The sequence below is a fragment of the Streptomyces sp. NPDC003016 genome (genome assembly GCF_053591455.1).
On the sequence record NZ_JBSFTV010000006.1, the window covers coordinates 121,502 to 140,831 of the forward strand.

A 19,330-nucleotide genomic window follows, 5' to 3' on the forward strand; every position below is an offset into this window, starting at 1 on the left:
CGGGGGCCTTCACACGTCGTACGACGTCAGTGGCTGTGGCCGTGGCCGCCGTGTCCGGCGTCCGCCTCTTCCTCGGCCGGCTTCTCGACGACCAGGGTCTCGGTCGTGAGCAGCAGCGACGCGATGGACGCGGCGTTCTCCAGCGCGGAGCGGGTGACCTTGACCGGGTCGATGACGCCGGCCTTGACCAGGTCGCCGTACTCGCCGGTCGCGGCGTTGAAGCCGTGGCCCTTGTCGAGCTCGCTCACCTTGGCGGTGATGACGTAGCCCTCGAGGCCGGCGTTCTCGGCGATCCAGCGCAGCGGCTCGACGACGGCGCGGCGGACGACCGCGACACCGGTGGCCTCGTCGCCGGTCTTGCCCAGGCCGCCCTCGAGCACCTTGGCGGCGTGGACCAGAGCGGAGCCACCACCGGAGACGATGCCCTCCTCGACCGCGGCGCGGGTCGCGGAGATGGCGTCCTCCAGACGGTGCTTCTTCTCCTTCAGCTCCACCTCGGTGGCGGCGCCGACCTTGATCACGCACACGCCGCCGGCCAGCTTCGCGAGGCGCTCCTGGAGCTTCTCGCGGTCCCAGTCGGAGTCCGTGGACTCGATCTCGGCCTTGATCTGGTTGACGCGGCCGGTCACCTCGTCGGCGTTGCCGCCGCCGTCGACGATCGTCGTGTCGTCCTTGGTGACGGTCACGCGGCGGGCGGAGCCCAGCACGTCGAGACCGGCCTGGTCGAGCTTGAGGCCGACCTCTTCGGCGATGACGGTCGCACCGGTGAGGGTGGCGATGTCGCCGAGCATGGCCTTGCGGCGGTCACCGAAGCCGGGAGCCTTCACCGCGACGGCGTTGAAGGTGCCACGGATCTTGTTGACGACCAGGGTCGACAGGGCCTCGCCCTCGACGTCCTCGGCGATGATCAGCAGCGGCTTGGAGGCGCCGGCCTGGATGACCTTCTCCAGCAGCGGCAGCAGGTCCTGGATCGAGCCGATCTTGCCCTGGTGGATCAGGATGTACGGGTCGTCGAGGACGGCCTCCATACGCTCCTGGTCGGTCACCATGTACGGCGAGAGGTAGCCCTTGTCGAAGGCCATGCCCTCGGTGAAGTCGAGCTCCAGGCCGAAGGTGTTGGACTCCTCGACGGTGATGACACCGTCCTTGCCGACCTTGTCCATCGCCTCGGCGATGAGCTCGCCGACCTGCGAGTCCTGGGCGGAGAGCCCGGCCACGGCGGCGATGTCGGACTTGTCGTCGATCGGACGGGCGTTCGCGAGGAGGTCCTCGGAGATCGCCTTGACCGCGGCGTCGATGCCCTTCTTCAGGGCGGCCGGGGAAGCACCGGCGGCGACGTTGCGCAGGCCCTCGCGGACCAGCGCCTGGGCCAGCACGGTGGCGGTGGTGGTGCCGTCACCCGCGATGTCGTTGGTCTTGGTCGCCACCTCCTTCACGAGCTGGGCGCCCAGGTTCTCGTACGGGTCGTCGAGCTCGACCTCGCGCGCGATCGTGACACCGTCGTTGGTGATGGTGGGGGCGCCGAACTTCTTGTCGATGACGACGTTGCGGCCCTTGGGGCCGATCGTCACCTTGACCGTGTCGGCAAGCTTGTTGACGCCGCGCTCGAGGGCGCGACGGGCGTCCTCGTCGAACTTCAGAATCTTCGCCATGGAGCTTCTCTGTCCTCTCAAACGAAATGCGCCCCGGGCCGCCCGGCAATCGCAGGGGGCCAGGGGCGCAGATCAAAAGCAATCTTGGGGCGAGTTACTTCTCGATGATCGCGAGCACGTCGCGAGCCGAGAGGACGAGGTACTCCTCGCCGCTGTACTTCACCTCGGTGCCGCCGTACTTGCTGTACAGCACGACATCGCCGACGGATACGTCGAGCGGCAGGCGCTCGCCGTTCTCGAAGCGGCCCGGGCCCACGGCCAGGACGACGCCCTCCTGGGGCTTCTCCTTGGCGGTGTCCGGAATGACCAGGCCAGAGGCGGTGGTCTGCTCGGCGTCGAGCGGCTGGACCACAATGCGGTCCTCGAGCGGCTTGATGGCAACCTTGGAGCTGGTGGTCGTCACGGTCCGGTCTCCCCCTTCGGAGATCTCACGGGGTTAACTGATGTGGGGTGGCGACCAGGTGGATCCGTCGTCGCGGGTGCCGGACCTGCCCGTCGCTACTATTGGCACTCACCGGTGGAGAGTGCCAACGCCGAGACTATGACGTGGTTAGCACTCGGTCAAGCCGAGTGCCAATTCAGCGCCGCCGCGCGCGTCCCGGCCCCGGTGTCCCGGGCCCGGCGTCCGGCCGCGTCGGAGGCGGTCCTCCTCAGAGGTAGTCCTCCAGCCTCGCCACCGTGAACCCCTGTTCCTGGACGCGGCGCAGCACCCGCACCGTCGTCTCCGTGAGCCCCCCGGGCTTGCGGGAGTGCGCGTGCACGATGTCGCCCGGCCGCAGCCGGTCGCCCCGCGCGTACCGCAGGGCGCCCTCGTGTGCCGAAGCCCGCCACAGCACCACCGCGTCGGCCCCGCAGTCGCCCGCCGCCCGCAGCGTCTGGTTGTTGTACGCCCCGTACGGCGGCCTGAAGAGCCGCGGCCTGGTGCCGAAGCGGGCCTCCAGGCGGTCCCGCTGGCCGCAGATCTGGGCGCGCTGCCCGGTGTACGGCAGACCGGGCAGGTAGACGTGGCCGACCCCGTGGTTCTGCACCGTGCCGGGGCCGCCGCCCGCCCGCCTCGGCCGGTCGAAGCGGCTGTGCCCGGGCGAGGCCGTGCCGTCCGTCAGGAACACGCTGACCGGCAGGTTCAGTTCGCCGACCAGCCGCACGAACGCGGAGTCCTGTGCGGCGCCGTCGCCGAAGGTGAGGAAGACGACCTTGTCGCGGGTCGGTACGCGGTCCACGACGAAGGGCCGGTCCGGTGTGCGGGCCGGGGGCGCCGGCGCCGGACGGAGCGGCTCCCGCAGCCCCCACCGCGCGTACGACGCCCCGGACCGCGGCGCCGGACCGCCGTGCGGCTGCCCGCCGTGCGCCTGCCCGCCGTGTGGCTGCCCGTCGGGCGTCCGGAGGGCCTCGGTCCCCGCGGCCCCCGCCTCCCGCCCCTCCGGCGCGACACCGCGCACCGCCTTCCCGCCGAGCCGCTCGGCCGGTTCCACGGACTGCGCGCATCCGGCGAGTGCGAGCGCACCGGCCGCCAGCAGCCCGGTCAGCGGCCGGTGCGCACGCCTCACAGGTAGTCCTCCAGCCTGGCCACGGCGTACCCCTTGGCGGTGACCGTCTTCATGACCCGCCGGATCATGTCCGGCATGGTTCCCTTCCACTGCTCCCTGCCGCGGAAGTGCGTGAGGATGATGTCGCCGGGATGCAGGTCCCGGTCCCACTCCCGCCACTCCATCCGGTCGGGGAACGCCTCGGCGGCCCACAGCGGCACGGCCTTCACGCCGCAGGCGCGGGCGGCGCGCAGGGTGTCGGCGTTGTAGTTGCCGTACGGCGGCCTGAAGAGCCGGGGCCGCTTGCCGAACCGCTTCTCGATGACGGCCTGCATGCCGCAGATCTCGCGCTTCTGCTGGGCGTAGGTGAGGCCGGGCATGTAGCGGTGGTTGAGGGTGTGGTTGTGCAGGGCGACGCCGCGCGCCTGCATGCGCTCGAAGTATCCGTAGTTCTCGCGCACCAGGTAGTCGCTGAGGAAAGCGCTGTAGGGGATGCCCAGCTCGGTCATCATCCGCAACAGCTTCGGGTCCTTCTCCGCGCCGTCGTCCATCGTCAGGAAGACGACCCGCTCGTCGACCGGGACGGTGGTGAACACGGGCGGCAGCCCGCGCCCGGCCTCGAACCCCTTGCGCGTGGTGATCCTCGGCTTCACGGCGGGCGGCGGGGGCGCGACGAGCGGGGTCTGCGCCAGCCCCCACTTCCTGGCGGCGGCGACACGCGCGATCTGGGCACGCCGCAGCCGCTCGGCGTACACGGCGAGGGAGCCGGCGGGGCCCGCGCGGTGCACCTGCTGCTGGCCGGGGGCCGGCGCGGCGGGCTCGGGGGGCTCGGCGGAGGGCGTGGCGCAGCCGGCGGCGACGAGAGAGGCGGCCAGCAGTACACCGAGCCCCGCCGCGTACCCCCTTCCAGCTCTTTTTGCCTTTTGTCGTACTAGTCGCATGGCGCCGCATACTGCCAGCGCGCGCCCCCCGTTCCCGGCCGACACCCGCGCGAAGAGCCCGCCGTCCCCCGGGCGGCCGAAGCCCCGCGCACCGGGGGCGTTCAGCCGTGCGCCGCGGCCACCCCCAGCGCGGCGAGCGTGAACCCGTCGCGCACCTCCCCGCGCCGGATCCCGTCGGCCAGCTCCTCCCGTGACCACCAGCGGGCGGCCGCGACCTCGCCGTCACCACTGCCACCGCCGCCCAGTACGGCATCGGCGGGGACAGTCACCTCCACCACCGCCACTTCGCTCTCGAGCAGGCCGGAGTCGACGTCCACCCAGGCCAGCACCTCGGCCGCGCCGCCCCGCAGACCGGTCTCCTCGGCGAGCTCGCGCAGCGCGTCGGCGGCCGGCTCGCTCTCCCCGAAGCCCCGGGGCAGCTCCCACATCCACCGTCCGACAGCGGGCCGCCACTGGCGGACCATCAGCGTGAAGCCGTCGCGCCGGGCCAGCACCACCACCCCGGTACGGCCCGCGCCGACCCGTACCCGGTGCAGCTCCAGCGTCCGTCCGGCGGGCAGCCGGTACGTGTCGAGGAAGACCTCGCACCACCTGCCGTCCGGATCGCCGTACACCTTGCGCGAGCCGGCGCGCTCCAGCTCACTGTCCACCGTCACCGTCCATGGCCGCTCTCACTGTCCGTCCGGATCCGCCGGCACCGTCGGCACCGCCGTCGGCAACTCCACCACATCGCACCGCCCCCGGTACGCGCCGAGCGAGCGCCTCCCCACCGCTCTTCCCCCGGCCAGCACCACCGCCACCACCACGGGGACCATGGTCCCCGCCATGCCCGACACGGCGTCGCCCAGCAGTCCCTCGCCCGCCACCAGGTTCGCCGCCACGCCCAGGCCGCCCGCCGCGGTCAGCTCCCCGGTCCGGCCTCCCACCGTCCGTACGGCCCGCTGGATGCGCGTCATCGGAGCACCGCCCGCGGCCGGGCCACCGCTTCCCGGGTCTTTCGTACGGCCGCCGAGCAGCTCCCCTATCTCCTGCAGAGCGGCCGGATCACGCGCCTCCCACCAGCGGCCGAGCGCGTCGGCCGCGTCGTCGGCGAACCGCTGCCAGTCCTCCCCGGGCATCAGGCCCAGCCGCCGCTCGAAGCCCGTCGGAAACGTCACCAGCGGCGCCTCCCCGGTGAGCGCCTCCGCCTCCCGCCTGCGCACCCCGCGCCGGGGCGCGGCCAGCGCCAGCATGCAGCGCTCACCCGCCGCGATGGCCCGGTAGTAGGTCTCGTCGAAGGACTCCCGCAGCAGCTCGGCGTCGTCGCGTTCGGCCCGGTCCGCGGCCCTGGCCAGCGGTTCGAGCCGGTCGTACAGCAGGCTGCGGTTGGGCATCCCGCCCACGTCGAGCGCCCTGCCGGTCCATGCCTCCAGCACTCCCCGGCCCGCGTCGCTGCGCAGTTCCCCGGGCGCGGGCGGCGGCTGCACGGCGTACGCGGTGGGATAGTCCGCCGGGGCCAGGTCACGCACCTCCAGCAGTCCGCGCCCGGCGGCTTCCAGCCAGTCGCGCCAGCGGGCGACGAGACGCAGCCGCAGCACGGGGTCCAGCTCGCCGGTCGCGCGCAGCAGCCGGTCCACGGCGTCCACCGGCCCGTCGGCGCCGGAAGCCGCGACGCCGCCGCCCGCCTCCGCCAGCCGGTGCTGGAGCCGGCGGCACCGCTCGCCGCTCAGCGGCAGCGAGGAGAGCAGGAAGCCGCGCGAGAGCATCGCCAGCAGCTGCGCTCCCAGGTCCGCGTCGCGCGCGTTCACCCGCACCGGGAGCATCGCGCCGCCGCCGACCGCCCGTATCGCCAGCTCGTCCAGCAGCTCGGCCGGGCGCAGCACGGCGAACGCGGCGCCGTCCAGCAGCTGGGTGTACGTCAGGAAGACCACGCCGCCCTGGATCACCTCCCAGCGCAGCCGCCCCAGCAGCTCCACCCGGCTCTCCGCCGTGGCCCGCTCCTGCGGCACCCCGTCCGTACCGTACGCACCGAGCAGCGCGCGCTGGCGCACGCTGTCCCACCCCGAGCTGAGTACCGCGTCCACGGATCCCCCGATCTCCGCCTGCCCCACGACACCTCGACAGTACGTCCCGCCACTGACAGGGAGAATGGTGTCCGTGGATCTCGACTCCTTCTCCGCCCTGCTCACCGACGAGGGCCAGTTCCTGCTCACCGCGCTCCGCGACCACGACCCCGCCCAGGAGCTGGCCACCGCCACCCGGCTGCGCCGCGACCACCCCGCCGCGCTGGTCTCGGCGGCGCTGGGGCAGGCCCGGCTGCGGCAGCGGGCGGTGGCGAAGTTCGGCGCCGAGGACGCGTACCGGATGTTCTTCACCCCGAACGGTGTCGAGCAGGCCACCCGCGCGGCGGTGGCGACGTACCGCGCCGGCCGCTTCGCCGCGCTCGGCGTACGGAGCGTGGCCGACCTGTGCTGCGGCATCGGCGGCGACGCGATCGCGCTGGCCCGCGCCGGAATCCGGGTCCTGGCCGTCGACCGCGATCCGCTGACGGCCGAGGTGGCCCGCGCGAACGCCGGCGCGCTCGGTCTCTCCGGCCTGATCGAGGTCCGCTGCGCCGACGTCACCGACATCGACACGTCCCCCCACGACGCGGTCTTCGTCGACCCGGCCCGGCGCGGCGGCCGCGGCCGCATCTTCGACCCGGAGGCGTACTCGCCGCCCCTGTCCTGGGCGATCGGGGCGGCCCGTACGTCCGCGCACGCCGCACTCAAGATCGCTCCGGGCGTCCCGCACGAGGCGGTCCCGGACGACGCCGAGGCGGAGTGGATCTCGGACGGCGGCGACGTGAAGGAGGCGGTGCTCTGGTTCGGCACCGACCCCAAGGCCGTCCGCGCCACCCTGCTCCCCGGCCCGCGCACCCTGGTCGGCACCGGGCTGCCGGACCCGGAGCCCGGCGAGGTCGGCCGCTACCTCTACGAGCCGGACGGCGCCGTCGTCCGCTCGCACCTGGTGGCGGAGGTCGCGGAGCAGGTCGGCGGGCGTCTGATCGACGAGACGATCGCGTACATCACGGCGGACGAGCTCCACCCCACGCCGTACGCCACCGCCTACGAGATCACCGACCGGCTCCCCTTCGGCCTGAAGAAGCTGAAGGCACTGCTGCGGGAGCGGGAGGTCGGCGTACTGACGGTAAAGAAGCGCGGCTCGGCGGTCGAGCCGGAGGAGCTGCGCCGCAGGATGAAGCTGTCGGGGCCGAACTCCGCCACGGTCTTCCTCACCCGCGTCGCGGGCGCCCCGACCGTACTGATCGGCCACCCGGCGCCGTAGCCGGGCGCCGGGCCCCTCACCCCCCGGCCACTCCGCGCCGCAGCGGCCGTTCAGCCCTCCACGCCACCCGTCGCGCCCGGCGGGCCCACCCGCACCGCCCACCGGCGGTGCCCACGGCCTTCGCCGCGCCGATCGGCCCGGCCACCCACAGGACGACCCCGAGTCCGATGAGGAAGAGCGCGTCCGTGGACGTCTAGGCGCCCGGCCGGCGCGCATCGCCCCGGGTCCGGGCCAGGTCCGCAGGTACTCGGGCGGCGGGGGCGGCGGAAGCGGCGTACGGCGGGCCACCCGCACGACACCGCCCGGTGGCCGGCGGGCCGGATCAGGCCCCTTCGACCGACTCGAAGCGCCAGCGGTGAACCGCCCGCGTGATCAGCTCGCCCTCGGGCTCCGGCAGTTCGGGCAGCTCCGCGTCGTACGCCGCCTCCCACCACGTCATGACGAGCACGCGGTCCCGCGGCGCCCGCAGGACCTCCCTGCGCACCGGCTCGCCCGCCAGGGCCCGGACCTGCGCCCGGGCCCACTCCAGCAGCTCCCCGCCCCGGCCCTCGACGGCGCGGGCCTCCCACATCAGCGCGACGGTCATGAGTAGAGGTTGTCCTTGCTGATCTCGTGCACGTGATCGTGGTCGTGGTCGTGCCCGTGGTCATGGGCGGCGCCCGGTACGTGCGGCTCGGTCACCGGCAGCGAGGAGTCCGCCGACAGGTCCCAGTCCGACGCCGCCCGGCCCCGCGCCACCATCTCCGCGCCGAGCGCCGCGACCATCGCCCCGTTGTCCGTGCACAGCCCCGGCCGCGGCACGCGCAGCCGGATGCCGGCCCGCTCGCACCGCTCGGCGGCCAGCGCCCGCAGCCGCGAGTTGGCGGCCACGCCGCCGCCGATCATCAGGTGGTCGACGCCCTCGTCCTTGCAGGCCCGGACCGCCTTGCGGGTCAGTACGTCGACGACCGCCTCCTGGAAGGAGGCCGCCACGTCCCGCACCGGCACGTCCTCGCCCGCGCTGCGTTTGGCCTCGATCCAGCGGGCGACCGACGTCTTCAGCCCCGAGAAGGAGAAGTCGTACGCCGCGTCGCGCGGCCCGGTCAGCCCGCGCGGGAAGGCGATCGCCTTCGGGTCGCCCTCCTTCGCGAGCCGGTCGATGACGGGACCGCCGGGAAAGCCCAGGTCCAGCACGCGCGCGATCTTGTCGAAGGCCTCGCCCGCCGCGTCGTCGATGGTCGCGCCCATCGGCCGTACGTCGCTCGTGATGTCGGGGGCCAGCAGCAGCGACGAGTGGCCGCCGCTCACCAGCAGCGCCATCGTGGGCTCGGGCAGCGGCCCGTGCTCCAGCTGGTCGACGCAGATGTGCGAGGCCAGGTGGTTCACGCCGTACAGCGGCTTCCCCAGCGCGTACGCGTACGCCTTCGCCGCGGACACCCCCACCAGCAGCGCGCCCGCCAGTCCCGGTCCGGCCGTCACCGCGATGCCGTCCAGGTCGGAGGCGGCGACCCCGGCCTCCTTCAGCGCGCGCCCGATCGTCGGGACCATCGCCTCCAGGTGCGCGCGCGAGGCGACCTCCGGCACCACACCGCCGAAGCGGGCGTGCTCGTCGACGCTCGACGCGATGGCGTCGGCGAGCAGGGTGGTGCCGCGCACGATCCCGACGCCGGTCTCGTCGCAGGAGGTCTCGATGCCGAGGACGAGCGGTTCGTCAGCCATGGTGAATCTCGGTTCCTTGTACGGAGGCGGCGGGGTCCGCCGGGTCGGTCGTCGTCGTCAGCCGCATCACGAGCGCGTCGATGTTGCCCGGCTGGTAGTAGCCGCGCCGGAAGCCGATCGGCTCGAAGCCGAAGCGCTCGTACAGCTTCTGCGCGCGCGTGTTGTCGACGCGCACTTCGAGGAGCACCTCGGCGCACTCGAAGGCGCTCGCGTGCCCCAGCAGGTCGGTGAGCAGCCGGGACCCGAGCCCGGTCCCCCACTGGTCCTTCGAGACGGCGATGGTCTGTACGTCGCCGAGCCCCCCGGCGGCGGCGAGCCCGGCGTACCCGACGATCCGGCCCGCCTCCTCGGCCACCACGTAGCGGCGGGTGGCCTGCGGCCCGCGCGCGTGGGCGAGCTCGGACCAGAACATCCCCGGCGACCAGGCGTCCTCGGGGAACAGCTCGCGCTCCAGACCGAGCACCGGCTCGATGTCCCACCAGCGCATTTCCCTCAGGCCCGCGCTCACTTCGGCGTGACCACCTTGTAGTTCTTCGGGACCTGCGCGTCGGGCCGGCGCAGGTAGAGCGGCAGCGGCGCCAGGAACGCCTCCGGCTCCCCCGCCGCGAGCTTCTCGGCGGCCAGCGACGCCAGCGCGCCCGCCGACTGGTGCTCGGGGCCGCGCGCGTCCGGGAAGGCCCCGGGGTAGAGCAGCGCGCCCGAGCCGACCACCGGCAGGCCCGCGAGTTCCTCCGCGATGTCGGCGGGGCGGTCGACGGCGGGCCCGGAGATCCGTGTACGGGCATCGGCGTACCGCGCCCAGTAGACCTCCTTGCGGCGCGCGTCGGTGGCCACCGCGAAGGGGCCGGTGAGCCCCGAGGCGTACGCGAGACCGTCCAGGGTGCACAGCCCGTGGACCGGCACTCCGAGGACGAGGCCGAAGGTCTCGGCCGTCGCGAGACCGACCCGCAGCCCGGTGTAGGGGCCGGGGCCGACGCCCACGACCACCGCGGTCACGGCGCCGAGTTTCAGACCGGCTTCGGCGAGCACCCGGTCGACGGTGGGCAGCAGCAGTTCCCCGTGCCGGCGTGCGTCGACCTGTCCGGCCTCGGCAATGACGGAAGCGCCGTCGTGGAGGGCGACGGTGACGGCTGGGGTGGCGGTATCAACGGCGAGCAAGAGCACGCAAACAGCCTACGGCCCGCGCACCGGGGGCACGGCGTCCCCCGTCCCTCCCGGCCCCTGCTGCTACCGTCACCACACATACGCACGCGGCAAGAACATGAGGTGGAGCAAGGTGGCAAGGAGCAGCTCGGGATTCGTGGCCGGGCTCACCGCGGCAGCCGTGGCCGGGGTCGCCTTCCTCGCCTACCAGGCGGCGGCGAGTGCCCCGTCCCCCGCGCGGCTCGCCGAGCCCGGCTCCGGCAAGTCCCCGGCCGCGCACGCCACGCTCCCGCCCAGGAAGAAGCCCGAGAAGAAGGACGTGTTCGCGGTGCCCGCCGACTCGGGCGTCGGCATGCGCGTCGTCTACGCGCTGGGCGACCGGCGGGTGTGGCTGGTGAACGAGCAGGGCAAGGCGACGCGGACCTTCGAGGTCATGCCGAGCACGGTCAGCCCGCCGCCCGGCACGTACGCGGTGACCTCGCGCTCGGGGAGCATCACCGGCTCGGACGGGGTGCAGATCGAGCACGTGGTCCGGTTCACGAGCGTCGAGAACGTGGTGATCGGTTTCAGCGCCGCGGTCGACGGCTCCATGCCGAGCCCGGACCCGGCCGCGGGCAAGACCGGCGGCGTCCGCATGGAGCGCGCCGACGGCGACGCGATGTGGCGCTTCGCGACGGTCCGCGTGAAGGTCGTAGTCGTTCCGTAAATACGCTCGTAAGAGCTACGCGGCCTCGCGCCGTTCCGTGTGCTCGTGCCCCTCGGGGGGCGTCTCGCCCTCCTGCGGCTCGCGCGGCGGTGTGGAGACCGCCGTGGCCGCCGCGCACGAGGCCAGCAGATCGCGCATGGACAGAGGCTGGGTCGCTTCGTGTTCTGAAGCCGGCATGGACGCCTCCTGTGGCTCCGGGGGCAGGCGTGGTTAGGTAGACCTAACCATGTCTCGGTATCCATGTGACCACGCCCGGCGCCGCCGGCGCAACATCTTGCCGACGTCTTGTCGGAACGTACGGACGTCAGGCCCCCAGCGCGGCCAGGTCCTCCCGGGCCCACCGCTCGCCGACACCGCGCACCGTCACCTCGCGCACGTCGTCGACGGCGTCCCCCACCGCCCGGTGGATGACCACGTGGAGCCGGTCGTCCGACAGCTCCTCGACCTTCCCGTCGCCCCACTCCACCACCACCACGGAGTCGGGCAGCGAGACGTCGAGGTCGAGGTCCTCCATCTCGTCGAGCCCGCCGCCCAGCCGGTACGCGTCCACGTGCACCAGGGCGGGACCGCCGGTCAGCGAGGGGTGGACGCGGGCGATGACGAACGTCGGCGACGTCACGGCGCCGCGCACCCCGAGCCCTTCGCCGAGCCCGCGCGTCAGCGTCGTCTTGCCCGCGCCGAGTTCACCGGTGAGCATCACCAGATCACCGGGGCGGAGCATTTTCGCGAGCCGGCGCCCCAGCTCCTGCATGAGGCCGGGCGAGTGGACGGTGAGGACGGCGGTGACGTCAGCCGCCGGGGTGTGCGGTGCTTCCATACGTCCCAACGTTAGCGGCTGCCGGTACGGCGCCCACGCGGGCCAGCAGGTCCGCGAGCCGGTCGGTGACCATCTCGGGGTGCTCCAGCATGACCAGGTGCCCGGCGTCCGGGACCATCACCAGCTCGGCGTCCGGCAGCAGGCGGGCGATGCCCTCGCTGTGCTCGCTGGGCGTCACCAGGTCCTTGTCGCCCGCCAGGACGAGCACCGGCACCTCGGCGAAGACCTCCAGCGCCTCCGCCTTGTCGTGGTCCGTGAACGCCGGGTAGAACGCGGCGACCACGTCGATCGGCGTCGCCTCGATCAACCGCTCCGCGAACCGCGCGACCGCCGGGTCGACGTCCTTCGAGCCGAACGAGTACCGCTTGACGAGCCCGGCGAAGAGGTCGGCCGTGGCGCGCCGGCCCCGCTCGACGATCTCCGCCTGCGAGCCGAGGGCGCGCAGCACGCGCGGCAGGACCCGGCGTACGGCGTTCACACCGGCCACCGGCAGCCCGAAATTGACCTCGCCGAGCTTCCCCGACGACGTACCGACGAAAACGGCGCCCACCACGCGCTCGCGGATCAGCTCGGGGAACTGGTCGGCCAGCGCCATCATCGTCATGCCGCCCATCGAGTGCCCCACCAGCACCAGCGGCCCCTCGGGCGCGGCAGCGTCGACGACGGCCTTCAGGTCGCGTCCCAGCTGCTCGATGTCGATCGCGACACCCCGCTCCTGGGCCGCGCCGCGCGCCGAACGCCCGTGACTGCGCTGGTCCCAGTGGACCGTACGCACCACACCGCGCAGCGCCGCCCGCTGGAAGTGCCACGAGTCCTGGCTCAGACAGAAGCCGTGGCTGAAGACGACGGTGACGGGGGCCGGGGACCTGCGCCCGAAGAGCCGGCGCCGCCGCGGGCCGGCGCCGTCCGCCTCCACCTCGTCCACCTCGAAGTAGATCCCGGTGCCGTCGTCCGCCACGGCCTGTCCCGGCATCCCGCGCAGAGCGCCGTACGGTCCGGCGGCGTCCAGCGCGAGCTGCGCCTTCTTGCGCATGCCGCGGCCGACGGTCATCCGCTCCAGGGCGACACCCGCGGCGGCGCCCGCCGCGACCACGCCCAGCGCGGTGCCGGCCAGGCCCGCCCGGCGCCAGTTGCCGGCGGCGGCGGTCGCGGCCTCCGCGGCCACCTCCACCACACCCGGCGCGCTGCTCTCGCTCACGGTGGCGATCTCCTAGCTTCCGGGGTCCTCGTTCACATAGACACGGGGTACCCGCGATCCGATGCGCGTGACAATTTCGTACCCGATGGTGCCCGCGGCCTGCGCCCAGTCCTCGGCCGTCGGCTCCCCCCGGTCGCCCGGACCGAACAGCACGGCCTCGGCGCCCGGCTCCACCACGTCGTCCCCCAGATCGACCACGAACTGGTCCATGGCGACCCGCCCGGCGACCCGGCGCCACTTGCCGCCGACCAGCACCGGCCCGCTGCCCGAGGCGTGCCGCGGGATGCCGTCGGCGTACCCGACGGGAATCAGTCCCAGCGTCGTCTCCTCACCGGTGACGTAGTGGTGCCCGTAACTGACGCCGTGTCCCTCCGGAACCCGCTTGACCAGCGCCACGGACGCCGCGAGGGTCATCACGGGGCGCAGCCCGAAGTCGGCGGGCGTGCCGAGCTCGGGGCTCGGCGAGACGCCGTACATGGCGATGCCGGTCCGTACGAGGTCGAAGTGCGCGTGGGGCAGGGTCAGCGTCGCCGGCGAGTTGGCGATGTGGCGCACCTCGGGCTCGGCCCCGGCCTTCTCGGCGTAGTCGACCAGATCCTGGAAAACGGCCAGCTGCGCGTCGATCGACGGATGCCCGGGTTCGTCCGCACAGGCGAAGTGCGACCAGAGCCCGGTGACCCTGACGGCGTCCCGCGCCTCCAGGGCGCGGCGCACCAGCTCGGGCCAGTCGGCGGGCTGGCAGCCGTTGCGCCCGAGCCCGGTGTCGGCCTTGAGCTGTACGCGCGCCACGCGCCCCGCCGCACGCGCCGCCTCGACGACTTCCCCGAGCGCCCACATCCCGCTCACGGAGACGTCGATGCCCGCCTCGACCGCCTCGCGCCAGGGCCCGCCCGGGGTCCACAGCCAGCACATCAGCGGTCCGTCGAACCCGGCGGCGCGCAGCGCCAGGGCCTCTTCGGGGGTCGCGGTCCCCAGCCAGGTCGCCCCCGCGCCGAGGGCGGCGCGCGCGCAGCGGACAGCGCCGTGCCCGTAGGCGTCCGACTTCACCACGGCCATCAGCTGGGCCCCCGTCGCACGCGCACGCAGAGCCCGCACGTTGGCTCGCAGGGCCGCCAGATCGATCTCGGCGCGGGCTCGCATGGGGGTATGAGTCATCGCGGTCATCGCGCCCAGTGTCTCAGAGCCCCGCGACAGCCTCCGGCCACCTCTTGCGTGCCCTCTCCCACCGGCCGGCCGGTGGCGGGACGGCGCGAGGGGGCGGGTCGCGCCGGAGGTGGCGTTCGGGACGTGCCGTGCCCACCCGGGAGCAACCCCCGGACCCCCGGCCGACACCCCCGGGCTCGCGGCGCCCGCGTTGCACCACCCACCGGCGCGAGGGGGCGGGACGCGCAGGGGGGTGTTCGGGACGTGAAGCGTGATCTGTGCGCAGGGAGCGGGCCTCGTACAAAGAACGCCGCCCCGCAGCTGAATCATGCAGTCCCGAACGCCGCCCCCGGAGCGGCCCGCCCCCGCCCCACGACCCTCCGCCAAGCCCCCGGCACCGCGTCCGCCACATCCGACGCCCCCACCGGCGCCCCGCCGGAAACACCACCGGAAGCACCGCCCGGAACACCACCCGCCGCCAGCCGCCCCGCCAGCCCGTGCACGTACGCCGCGACCGACCCCGCGTCCACCGCCCCGAGCCCGGCCGCCAGCAGCGCCCCCGCGAGCCCCGACAGCACGTCCCCGCTCCCGGCCGTGGCCAGCCAGGACGTCCCGGTGGGGTTCACCCGCACCGGCCGCCCCGAGAACCCCGTGCCCGTGCCCCCCGGCGCCGCCACCAGCGTCGTGGACCCCTTCAGCAGCACCGTCGCCCCGTACAGCGCGGCCAGCTCCCGCACCGCGACCAGCCGCCCCGCCTCCACTTCCTCCCGCGAAACCCCCAGCAGCGCCGCCGCCTCCCCCGCGTGCGGCGTCAGCAGCGTCGGTGCGTCCCGCCGCCGCACCGTCTCCGGCTCCAGCGGCCGCAGCCCGTCCGCATCGACCAGCACCGGAACGTCCGAAGCCAGTACGTCCTCCAGCGCCCCGGCGGCGTCCTCACCCAGCCCCGGCCCCACCACCCACGCCTGCACCCGTCCCGCCTCCGACGGCGGCCCCGCGTGCACCAGCGCCTCCGGGAAGCGCACGATCACCGCCCCCGCCCCGGGTCCGACGTACCGCACCGCCCCGGCCCCGCCCCGCAGCGCCCCGGCGACCGCGAGCACCGCCGCCCCCGGATACCGCTCCGACCCCGCCACGACGCCGACCACCCCACGCCGGTACTTGTCGCTCTCCGCGCCCGGAACCGGCAGCAGCGCGGCCACGTCCGCGTGCTGCAGCACCTCGACGTCCGCCTCCACCGCTTCGAGATCGAGTCCCAGCTCGACCAGCCGCACGGCTCCGGCGTACTCCCGCGCGGGGTCGATCAGCAGCCCCGGCTTGTACGTACCGAAGGTGACCGTCACATCGGCGCGCACGCACTCCCCCCGCACCTCCCCGCTGTCCGCCTCGACCCCGCTGGGCAGATCCACGGCGACGACCACCGCCCCGGAGTCCCGCGCCGCCCGCGCCAACGGCACGGCGGCGTCCCGCAGCCCGCCCCGCCCCCCGATCCCGGTGATCCCGTCGACCACCAGATCGGCACGCGCGAGAGCCCCGGCCGCGTCACCGGCCGCCCCCGTCACCACCGACCCCCCGGCGCGCCGCAACGCCGCCAGCCCGCCCCCGTGCGCCCGCTGCGCGTCCAGCAGCACAGCGGTGATCCCCGCCCCCCGCCGCGCCAGCCGCGCGCCCGCGTACAGCGCGTCGCCCCCGTTGTCGCCGCTGCCGACCAGCAGCACGACCCGCGCCCCGTACACCCGCCCCAGCAGCCCCGCGCACACCGCGGCGAGCCCGGCCGCGGCCCGCTGCATGAGCGCGCCCTCGGGGAGCCGGGCCATCAGCTCCCGCTCGGCGGTCCGTACGGTCTCCACGCCATAGGCAGCGCGCATCAGCGAAAACACCTCATCCTTCGGCAATGACGACGGCGGAAGCGATTCCCGCGTCGTGACTGAGCGAGACGTGCCAGGACCGGACCCCGAGCGCCTCCGCCCGCGCCAGTACCGTCCCGCTCACCCGCAGCCGCGGCTGCCCGCTCTCCTCGACGTACACCTCGGCGTCCGTCCAGTGCAGCCCGGCCGGCGCCCCCAGCGCCTTCGCGAGGGCCTCCTTCGCCGCGAACCGGGCGGCGAGCGAGGCGAAGCCGCGCCGGTCCCCGCCCGGGAGGTACAGCTCGCTCTCCAGGAACAGCCGCCGCGCCATCTGCGGCGTGCGCTCCAGCGACGCCCGGAACCGCTCGATCTCTGCGACGTCGATACCCACACCGATGATCACGCGCTCACTCCACCGTCACGGACTTGGCCAGGTTCCGGGGCTGATCGACCTCGTTGCCCCGCGCCGTGGCCAGCTCGCAGGCGAAGACCTGCAACGGCACGGTCGAGACCAGAGGCTGCAGGAGCGTCGGCGTGGCCGGGATCCGGATCAGGTGATCGGCGTACGGAACGACCGCCTCGTCGCCCTCCTCCGCGATCACGATCGTCCGCGCCCCCCGCGCCCGGATCTCCTGGATGTTCGACACGATCTTGTCGTGCAGCACCGACCGCCCCCGGGGCGAGGGCACGACCACCACCACCGGCAGGTCGTCCTCGATCAGCGCGATGGGCCCGTGCTTGAGCTCGCCCGCCGCGAACCCCTCCGCATGCATGTACGCGAGCTCCTTCAGCTTGAGCGCACCCTCCAGGGCGACCGGGTACCCCACGTGCCGCCCCAGGAACAGCACCGTCCTCTTCCCCGCCAGCGACCGCGCCAGCTCCCGTACCGGCTCCATCGTCTCCAGGACCCGCTCCACCTCGCCCGAGATCTCCGACAGCTCGCGCACCACGCCCCGGACCTCGTCCCCCCACTTGGCCCCGCGCACCTGCGCCAGGTAGAGCGCGACCAGGTAGCAGGCGACCAGCTGCGTCAGGAACGCCTTGGTGGAGGCGACGGCGACCTCGGGACCGGCATGCGTGTAGAGCACCGCGTCCGACTCCCGCGCAATGGTCGACCCGTTCGTGTTGCACACGGCGAGCACCTTCGCGCCCTGCTCCCGCGCGTGCCGCAGCGCCATCAGCGTGTCCATGGTCTCGCCGGACTGCGAGATCGCGATCACCAGCGTCCGCGCGTCGAGGATCGGGTCCCGGTACCGGAACTCGCTCGCCAGCTCGGTCTCGCAGGGAATCCGCGTCCAGTGCTCGACGGCCAGCTTCGCGATCATCCCCGCGTGGAAAGCGGTCCCGCAGGCCACCACCACGACCTTGTCGATCTCCCGCAGCACGGAATCGGGGATCCGCAGCTCGTCCAGGGTCAGCGCCCCGCCCGCGTCGATGCGCCCCAGCAGCGTGTCGGCGACGGCCTTCGGCTGCTCGGCGATCTCCTTGAGCATGAAGTGGTCGTAGCCGCCCTTCTCGGCGGCGGAGGCGTCCCAGTCGATGCGGTACGACCGCACCTCGCCGGGCGCGCCGTAGAAGTCCGTGACCGTGACCGAGACGCCGGCCGCGCCGCCGCCCCCGCCGTCCCGCCGTACCTCGACGACCTGGTCCTGCCCCAGCTCGATCGCCGACCGCGTGTGCGCGATGAAGGCGGCCACATCGGACGCGAGGAAGGCTTCCCCCTCCCCCACGCCCACCACCAGCGGCGAGTTCCGCCGCGCCCCCACCACCACGTCGGGGTCGTCCGCGTGCACGGCGACCAGCGTGAACGCCCCGTCGAGCCGCCGGCACACCAGCCGCATCGCCTCCGCGAGGTCCCCGCACGAGGAGAAGGACTCGGCGAGCAGGTGCGCCACGACCTCGGTGTCGGTCTCGGACGCCAGCTCGTGCCCGCGCCCGGCGAGCTCGGCCCGCAGAACGGCGAAGTTCTCGATGATCCCGTTGTGTACGACGGCGACGCGCCCCGCGTTGTCCAGATGCGGGTGCGCGTTGGCGTCCGTGGGCCCCCCGTGCGTGGCCCACCGGGTGTGTCCGATGCCCGTGGCCCCGGCCGGCAGCGGCCGCCCCACGAGCTCCTTCTCCAGGTTGACGAGCTTGCCGGCCTTCTTCGCCGCGGCCAGCCCACCGTCCGCGAGCACGGCAACACCTGACGAGTCGTAACCCCGGTACTCGAGCCGTTTCAGTCCCGCGATGACAACATCAAGCGCCGACTGCCCGCCGACGTACCCCACGATTCCGCACATGTCCGCACCCTACGGCCGACGCCCCCACGTGACCGAGCACACCACCCACGACAGCTCCGCACCCCCGACAATGTTCATGTGATCACTTCGCCGCAACGGTCCACCCACCGCCGGGCAGACGCTTCGCCGTACCTGGACCTCACCCGGGCCGAGTGGAGCGCGCTGCGCGAGAAGACCCCGCTGCCCCTCACGGCGGAGGAACTCGAACGGCTCCGCGGCCTGGGCGACGTGATCGACCTCGACGAGGTGCGGGACGTCTACCTCCCCCTCTCCCGCCTGCTCAACCTCTACGTCCAGGCGACCTCGGGCCTGCGCGGCGCCCTCAACACCTTCCTCGGCGACGCGGGCAACGGCCACGGCGCCCAGCGCGGCACGCCCTTCGTCATAGGGGTCGCGGGCAGCGTCGCCGTGGGCAAGTCGACCGTCGCCCGCCTCCTCCAGGCGCTGCTGGCCCGCTGGCCGGAGCACCCGCGCGTGGAGCTGCTGACCACCGACGGCTTCCTCCACCCCATGGAGGAGCTCGAGCGGCGCGGCCTCATGGCGCGCAAGGGCTTCCCCGAGTCGTACGACCGGCGCGCCCTGACCCGCTTCGTCGCCGACATCAAGGCCGGCAAGGACGAGGTCACCGCGCCCGTCTACTCCCACCTGATCTACGACATCGTGCCCGGCGAGCGCCTCACGGTCCGCCGCCCGGACATCCTGATCGTCGAGGGTCTGAACGTCCTCCAGCCGGCGCTGCCCGGCAAGGACGGCCGCACCCGGGTGGCGCTCGCCGACTACTTCGACTTCAGCGTGTACGTCGACGCGCGCGCCGAGGACATCGAGACCTGGTACCTGAACCGCTTCCGCAAGCTGCGCGCGACCGCGTTCCAGGACCCCTCCTCCTACTTCAGGAAGTACACCCAGGTCCCGGAGGAAGAGGCCCTCGACTACGCCCGTACGATGTGGCGGACCGTCAACAAGCCCAACCTGCTGGAGAACGTGGCGCCGACGCGCGGCCGTGCCACGCTGGTGGTGCGCAAGGGCCCCGACCACAAGGTCAAGCGCCTCTCGCTCCGCAAACTCTGAGGAGTA

20 protein-coding genes are annotated in these 19,330 nt (G+C 73.6%); 3 read left to right on the forward strand and 17 right to left on the reverse strand.

Annotated elements, in window-relative coordinates; all coding sequences use genetic code 11:
• Positions 1-26: 26 nt before the first annotated feature.
• From groL to ACWDZ4_RS07005, 6 genes are all read right to left on the reverse strand, one after another.
• The gene (gene groL / locus ACWDZ4_RS06980; RefSeq protein WP_344494807.1) at positions 27-1,652 is read right to left on the reverse strand and encodes a chaperonin GroEL; all 1,626 of its coding nucleotides are present in this window, start codon (positions 1,650-1,652) and stop codon (positions 27-29) included.
• A gap of 94 nt (positions 1,653-1,746) precedes the next feature.
• Positions 1,747-2,055 (reverse strand): co-chaperone GroES, encoded by a 309-nt coding sequence (groES, locus tag ACWDZ4_RS06985; RefSeq protein WP_028812332.1) that lies wholly within the window; start codon positions 2,053-2,055, stop codon positions 1,747-1,749.
• Between the two features lie 247 nt (positions 2,056-2,302).
• A complete protein-coding gene (locus ACWDZ4_RS06990; RefSeq protein WP_451507406.1) occupies positions 2,303-3,199 on the reverse strand; it encodes a polysaccharide deacetylase family protein in 897 nt (298 codons plus the stop codon).
• A complete protein-coding gene (locus ACWDZ4_RS06995; RefSeq protein WP_451507407.1) occupies positions 3,196-4,119 on the reverse strand; it encodes a polysaccharide deacetylase family protein in 924 nt (307 codons plus the stop codon). Before ACWDZ4_RS06995 ends, ACWDZ4_RS06990 begins: the two co-directional genes overlap by 4 nt.
• 101 nt (positions 4,120-4,220) lie before the next feature.
• Positions 4,221-4,769: an NUDIX hydrolase gene (locus tag ACWDZ4_RS07000; protein WP_451507408.1), complete on the reverse strand. Its 549-nt coding sequence runs from the start codon at positions 4,767-4,769 to the stop codon at positions 4,221-4,223.
• 21 nt (positions 4,770-4,790) lie between these two features.
• Positions 4,791-6,182 (reverse strand): hypothetical protein, encoded by a 1,392-nt coding sequence (locus ACWDZ4_RS07005; protein WP_451507409.1) that lies wholly within the window; start codon positions 6,180-6,182, stop codon positions 4,791-4,793.
• A gap of 73 nt (positions 6,183-6,255) precedes the next feature.
• Here ACWDZ4_RS07005 and ACWDZ4_RS07010 point away from each other — a divergent pair, with 73 nt between their 5' ends.
• A complete protein-coding gene (locus tag ACWDZ4_RS07010) occupies positions 6,256-7,425 on the forward strand; it encodes a THUMP-like domain-containing protein (RefSeq protein WP_451507410.1) in 1,170 nt (389 codons plus the stop codon).
• Between the two features lie 322 nt (positions 7,426-7,747).
• On the opposite strand, the gene ACWDZ4_RS07015 is transcribed toward ACWDZ4_RS07010, so the two are convergent.
• Genes ACWDZ4_RS07015 through tsaB form a run of 4 tightly spaced genes read right to left on the reverse strand, consistent with a single transcriptional unit; the run spans position 7,748 to position 10,287 of the window.
• A complete protein-coding gene (locus ACWDZ4_RS07015; protein ID WP_451507411.1) occupies positions 7,748-8,011 on the reverse strand; it encodes a hypothetical protein in 264 nt (87 codons plus the stop codon).
• Positions 8,008-9,123 carry a tRNA (adenosine(37)-N6)-threonylcarbamoyltransferase complex transferase subunit TsaD gene (gene tsaD, locus ACWDZ4_RS07020; protein ID WP_451507412.1) on the reverse strand — a complete coding sequence of 372 codons (1,116 nt, stop codon included), beginning with the start codon at positions 9,121-9,123 and terminating at the stop codon, positions 8,008-8,010. The genes ACWDZ4_RS07015 and tsaD overlap by 4 nt, the downstream gene beginning before the upstream one ends.
• Entirely contained in the window at positions 9,116-9,610 is a 495-nt protein-coding gene (gene rimI / locus ACWDZ4_RS07025; RefSeq protein ID WP_451507496.1) for a ribosomal protein S18-alanine N-acetyltransferase, read from the reverse strand. The genes tsaD and rimI overlap by 8 nt, the downstream gene beginning before the upstream one ends.
• Positions 9,611-9,627: 17 nt before the next feature.
• A complete protein-coding gene (gene tsaB / locus ACWDZ4_RS07030) occupies positions 9,628-10,287 on the reverse strand; it encodes a tRNA (adenosine(37)-N6)-threonylcarbamoyltransferase complex dimerization subunit type 1 TsaB (RefSeq protein ID WP_451507413.1) in 660 nt (219 codons plus the stop codon).
• A gap of 136 nt (positions 10,288-10,423) precedes the next feature.
• Between tsaB and ACWDZ4_RS07035 the strand changes: the two genes are divergently transcribed.
• Positions 10,424-10,972, forward strand: a complete 549-nt coding sequence (locus ACWDZ4_RS07035) for a hypothetical protein (RefSeq protein WP_451507497.1) — start codon at positions 10,424-10,426, stop codon at positions 10,970-10,972.
• Between the two features lie 15 nt (positions 10,973-10,987).
• Here the strand turns inward: ACWDZ4_RS07035 and ACWDZ4_RS07040 are convergent, their stop codons facing one another.
• The 7 genes from ACWDZ4_RS07040 to glmS form a co-directional block, all read right to left on the reverse strand.
• Positions 10,988-11,149 (reverse strand): hypothetical protein, encoded by a 162-nt coding sequence (locus ACWDZ4_RS07040; RefSeq protein ID WP_451507414.1) that lies wholly within the window; start codon positions 11,147-11,149, stop codon positions 10,988-10,990.
• Between the two features lie 127 nt (positions 11,150-11,276).
• The gene (tsaE, locus tag ACWDZ4_RS07045) at positions 11,277-11,789 is read right to left on the reverse strand and encodes a tRNA (adenosine(37)-N6)-threonylcarbamoyltransferase complex ATPase subunit type 1 TsaE (RefSeq protein WP_451507415.1); all 513 of its coding nucleotides are present in this window, start codon (positions 11,787-11,789) and stop codon (positions 11,277-11,279) included.
• On the reverse strand, positions 11,761-12,987 hold the full coding sequence (locus tag ACWDZ4_RS07050) for an alpha/beta fold hydrolase (protein ID WP_451507416.1): 1,227 nt from the start codon (positions 12,985-12,987) through the stop codon (positions 11,761-11,763). The genes tsaE and ACWDZ4_RS07050 overlap by 29 nt, the downstream gene beginning before the upstream one ends.
• Positions 12,988-12,999: 12 nt before the next feature.
• Positions 13,000-14,151 carry an alanine racemase gene (gene alr / locus ACWDZ4_RS07055; RefSeq protein WP_451507417.1) on the reverse strand — a complete coding sequence of 384 codons (1,152 nt, stop codon included), beginning with the start codon at positions 14,149-14,151 and terminating at the stop codon, positions 13,000-13,002.
• 305 nt (positions 14,152-14,456) lie between these two features.
• Entirely contained in the window at positions 14,457-15,995 is a 1,539-nt protein-coding gene (locus tag ACWDZ4_RS07060) for an NAD(P)H-hydrate dehydratase (protein WP_451507418.1), read from the reverse strand.
• 13 nt (positions 15,996-16,008) lie between these two features.
• Complete coding sequence (locus ACWDZ4_RS07065; protein ID WP_451507419.1) at positions 16,009-16,377, reverse strand: holo-ACP synthase; 369 nt, start codon at positions 16,375-16,377, stop codon at positions 16,009-16,011.
• Positions 16,378-16,381: 4 nt separating this feature from the next.
• Positions 16,382-18,256, reverse strand: a complete 1,875-nt coding sequence (gene glmS / locus ACWDZ4_RS07070) for a glutamine--fructose-6-phosphate transaminase (isomerizing) (RefSeq protein ID WP_451507420.1) — start codon at positions 18,254-18,256, stop codon at positions 16,382-16,384.
• Between the two features lie 78 nt (positions 18,257-18,334).
• Between glmS and coaA the strand changes: the two genes are divergently transcribed.
• Entirely contained in the window at positions 18,335-19,324 is a 990-nt protein-coding gene (gene coaA / locus ACWDZ4_RS07075; RefSeq protein ID WP_451507421.1) for a type I pantothenate kinase, read from the forward strand.
• The last annotated feature ends 6 nt before the right edge of the window (positions 19,325-19,330 follow it).

What these genes read in the sequence shown, in the direction of transcription:
- ACWDZ4_RS06995 (WP_451507407.1), bottom strand. Translation starts at nt 4,119, where the DNA reads ATGCGACTAGTACGACAAAAGGCAAAAAGAGCTGGAAGGGGGTACGCG.
- alr (WP_451507417.1), bottom strand. Translation starts at nt 14,151, where the DNA reads ATGACCGCGATGACTCATACCCCCATGCGAGCCCGCGCCGAGATCGAT.
- rimI (WP_451507496.1), bottom strand. Translation starts at nt 9,610, where the DNA reads ATGCGCTGGTGGGACATCGAGCCGGTGCTCGGTCTGGAGCGCGAGCTG.
- glmS (WP_451507420.1), bottom strand. Translation starts at nt 18,256, where the DNA reads ATGTGCGGAATCGTGGGGTACGTCGGCGGGCAGTCGGCGCTTGATGTT.
- ACWDZ4_RS07060 (WP_451507418.1), bottom strand. Translation starts at nt 15,995, where the DNA reads ATGCGCGCTGCCTATGGCGTGGAGACCGTACGGACCGCCGAGCGGGAG.
- tsaD (WP_451507412.1), bottom strand. Translation starts at nt 9,123, where the DNA reads ATGGCTGACGAACCGCTCGTCCTCGGCATCGAGACCTCCTGCGACGAG.
- ACWDZ4_RS07040 (WP_451507414.1), bottom strand. Translation starts at nt 11,149, where the DNA reads ATGCCGGCTTCAGAACACGAAGCGACCCAGCCTCTGTCCATGCGCGAT.
- tsaE (WP_451507415.1), bottom strand. Translation starts at nt 11,789, where the DNA reads ATGGAAGCACCGCACACCCCGGCGGCTGACGTCACCGCCGTCCTCACC.
- groL (WP_344494807.1), bottom strand. Translation starts at nt 1,652, where the DNA reads ATGGCGAAGATTCTGAAGTTCGACGAGGACGCCCGTCGCGCCCTCGAG.
- ACWDZ4_RS07015 (WP_451507411.1), bottom strand. Translation starts at nt 8,011, where the DNA reads ATGACCGTCGCGCTGATGTGGGAGGCCCGCGCCGTCGAGGGCCGGGGC.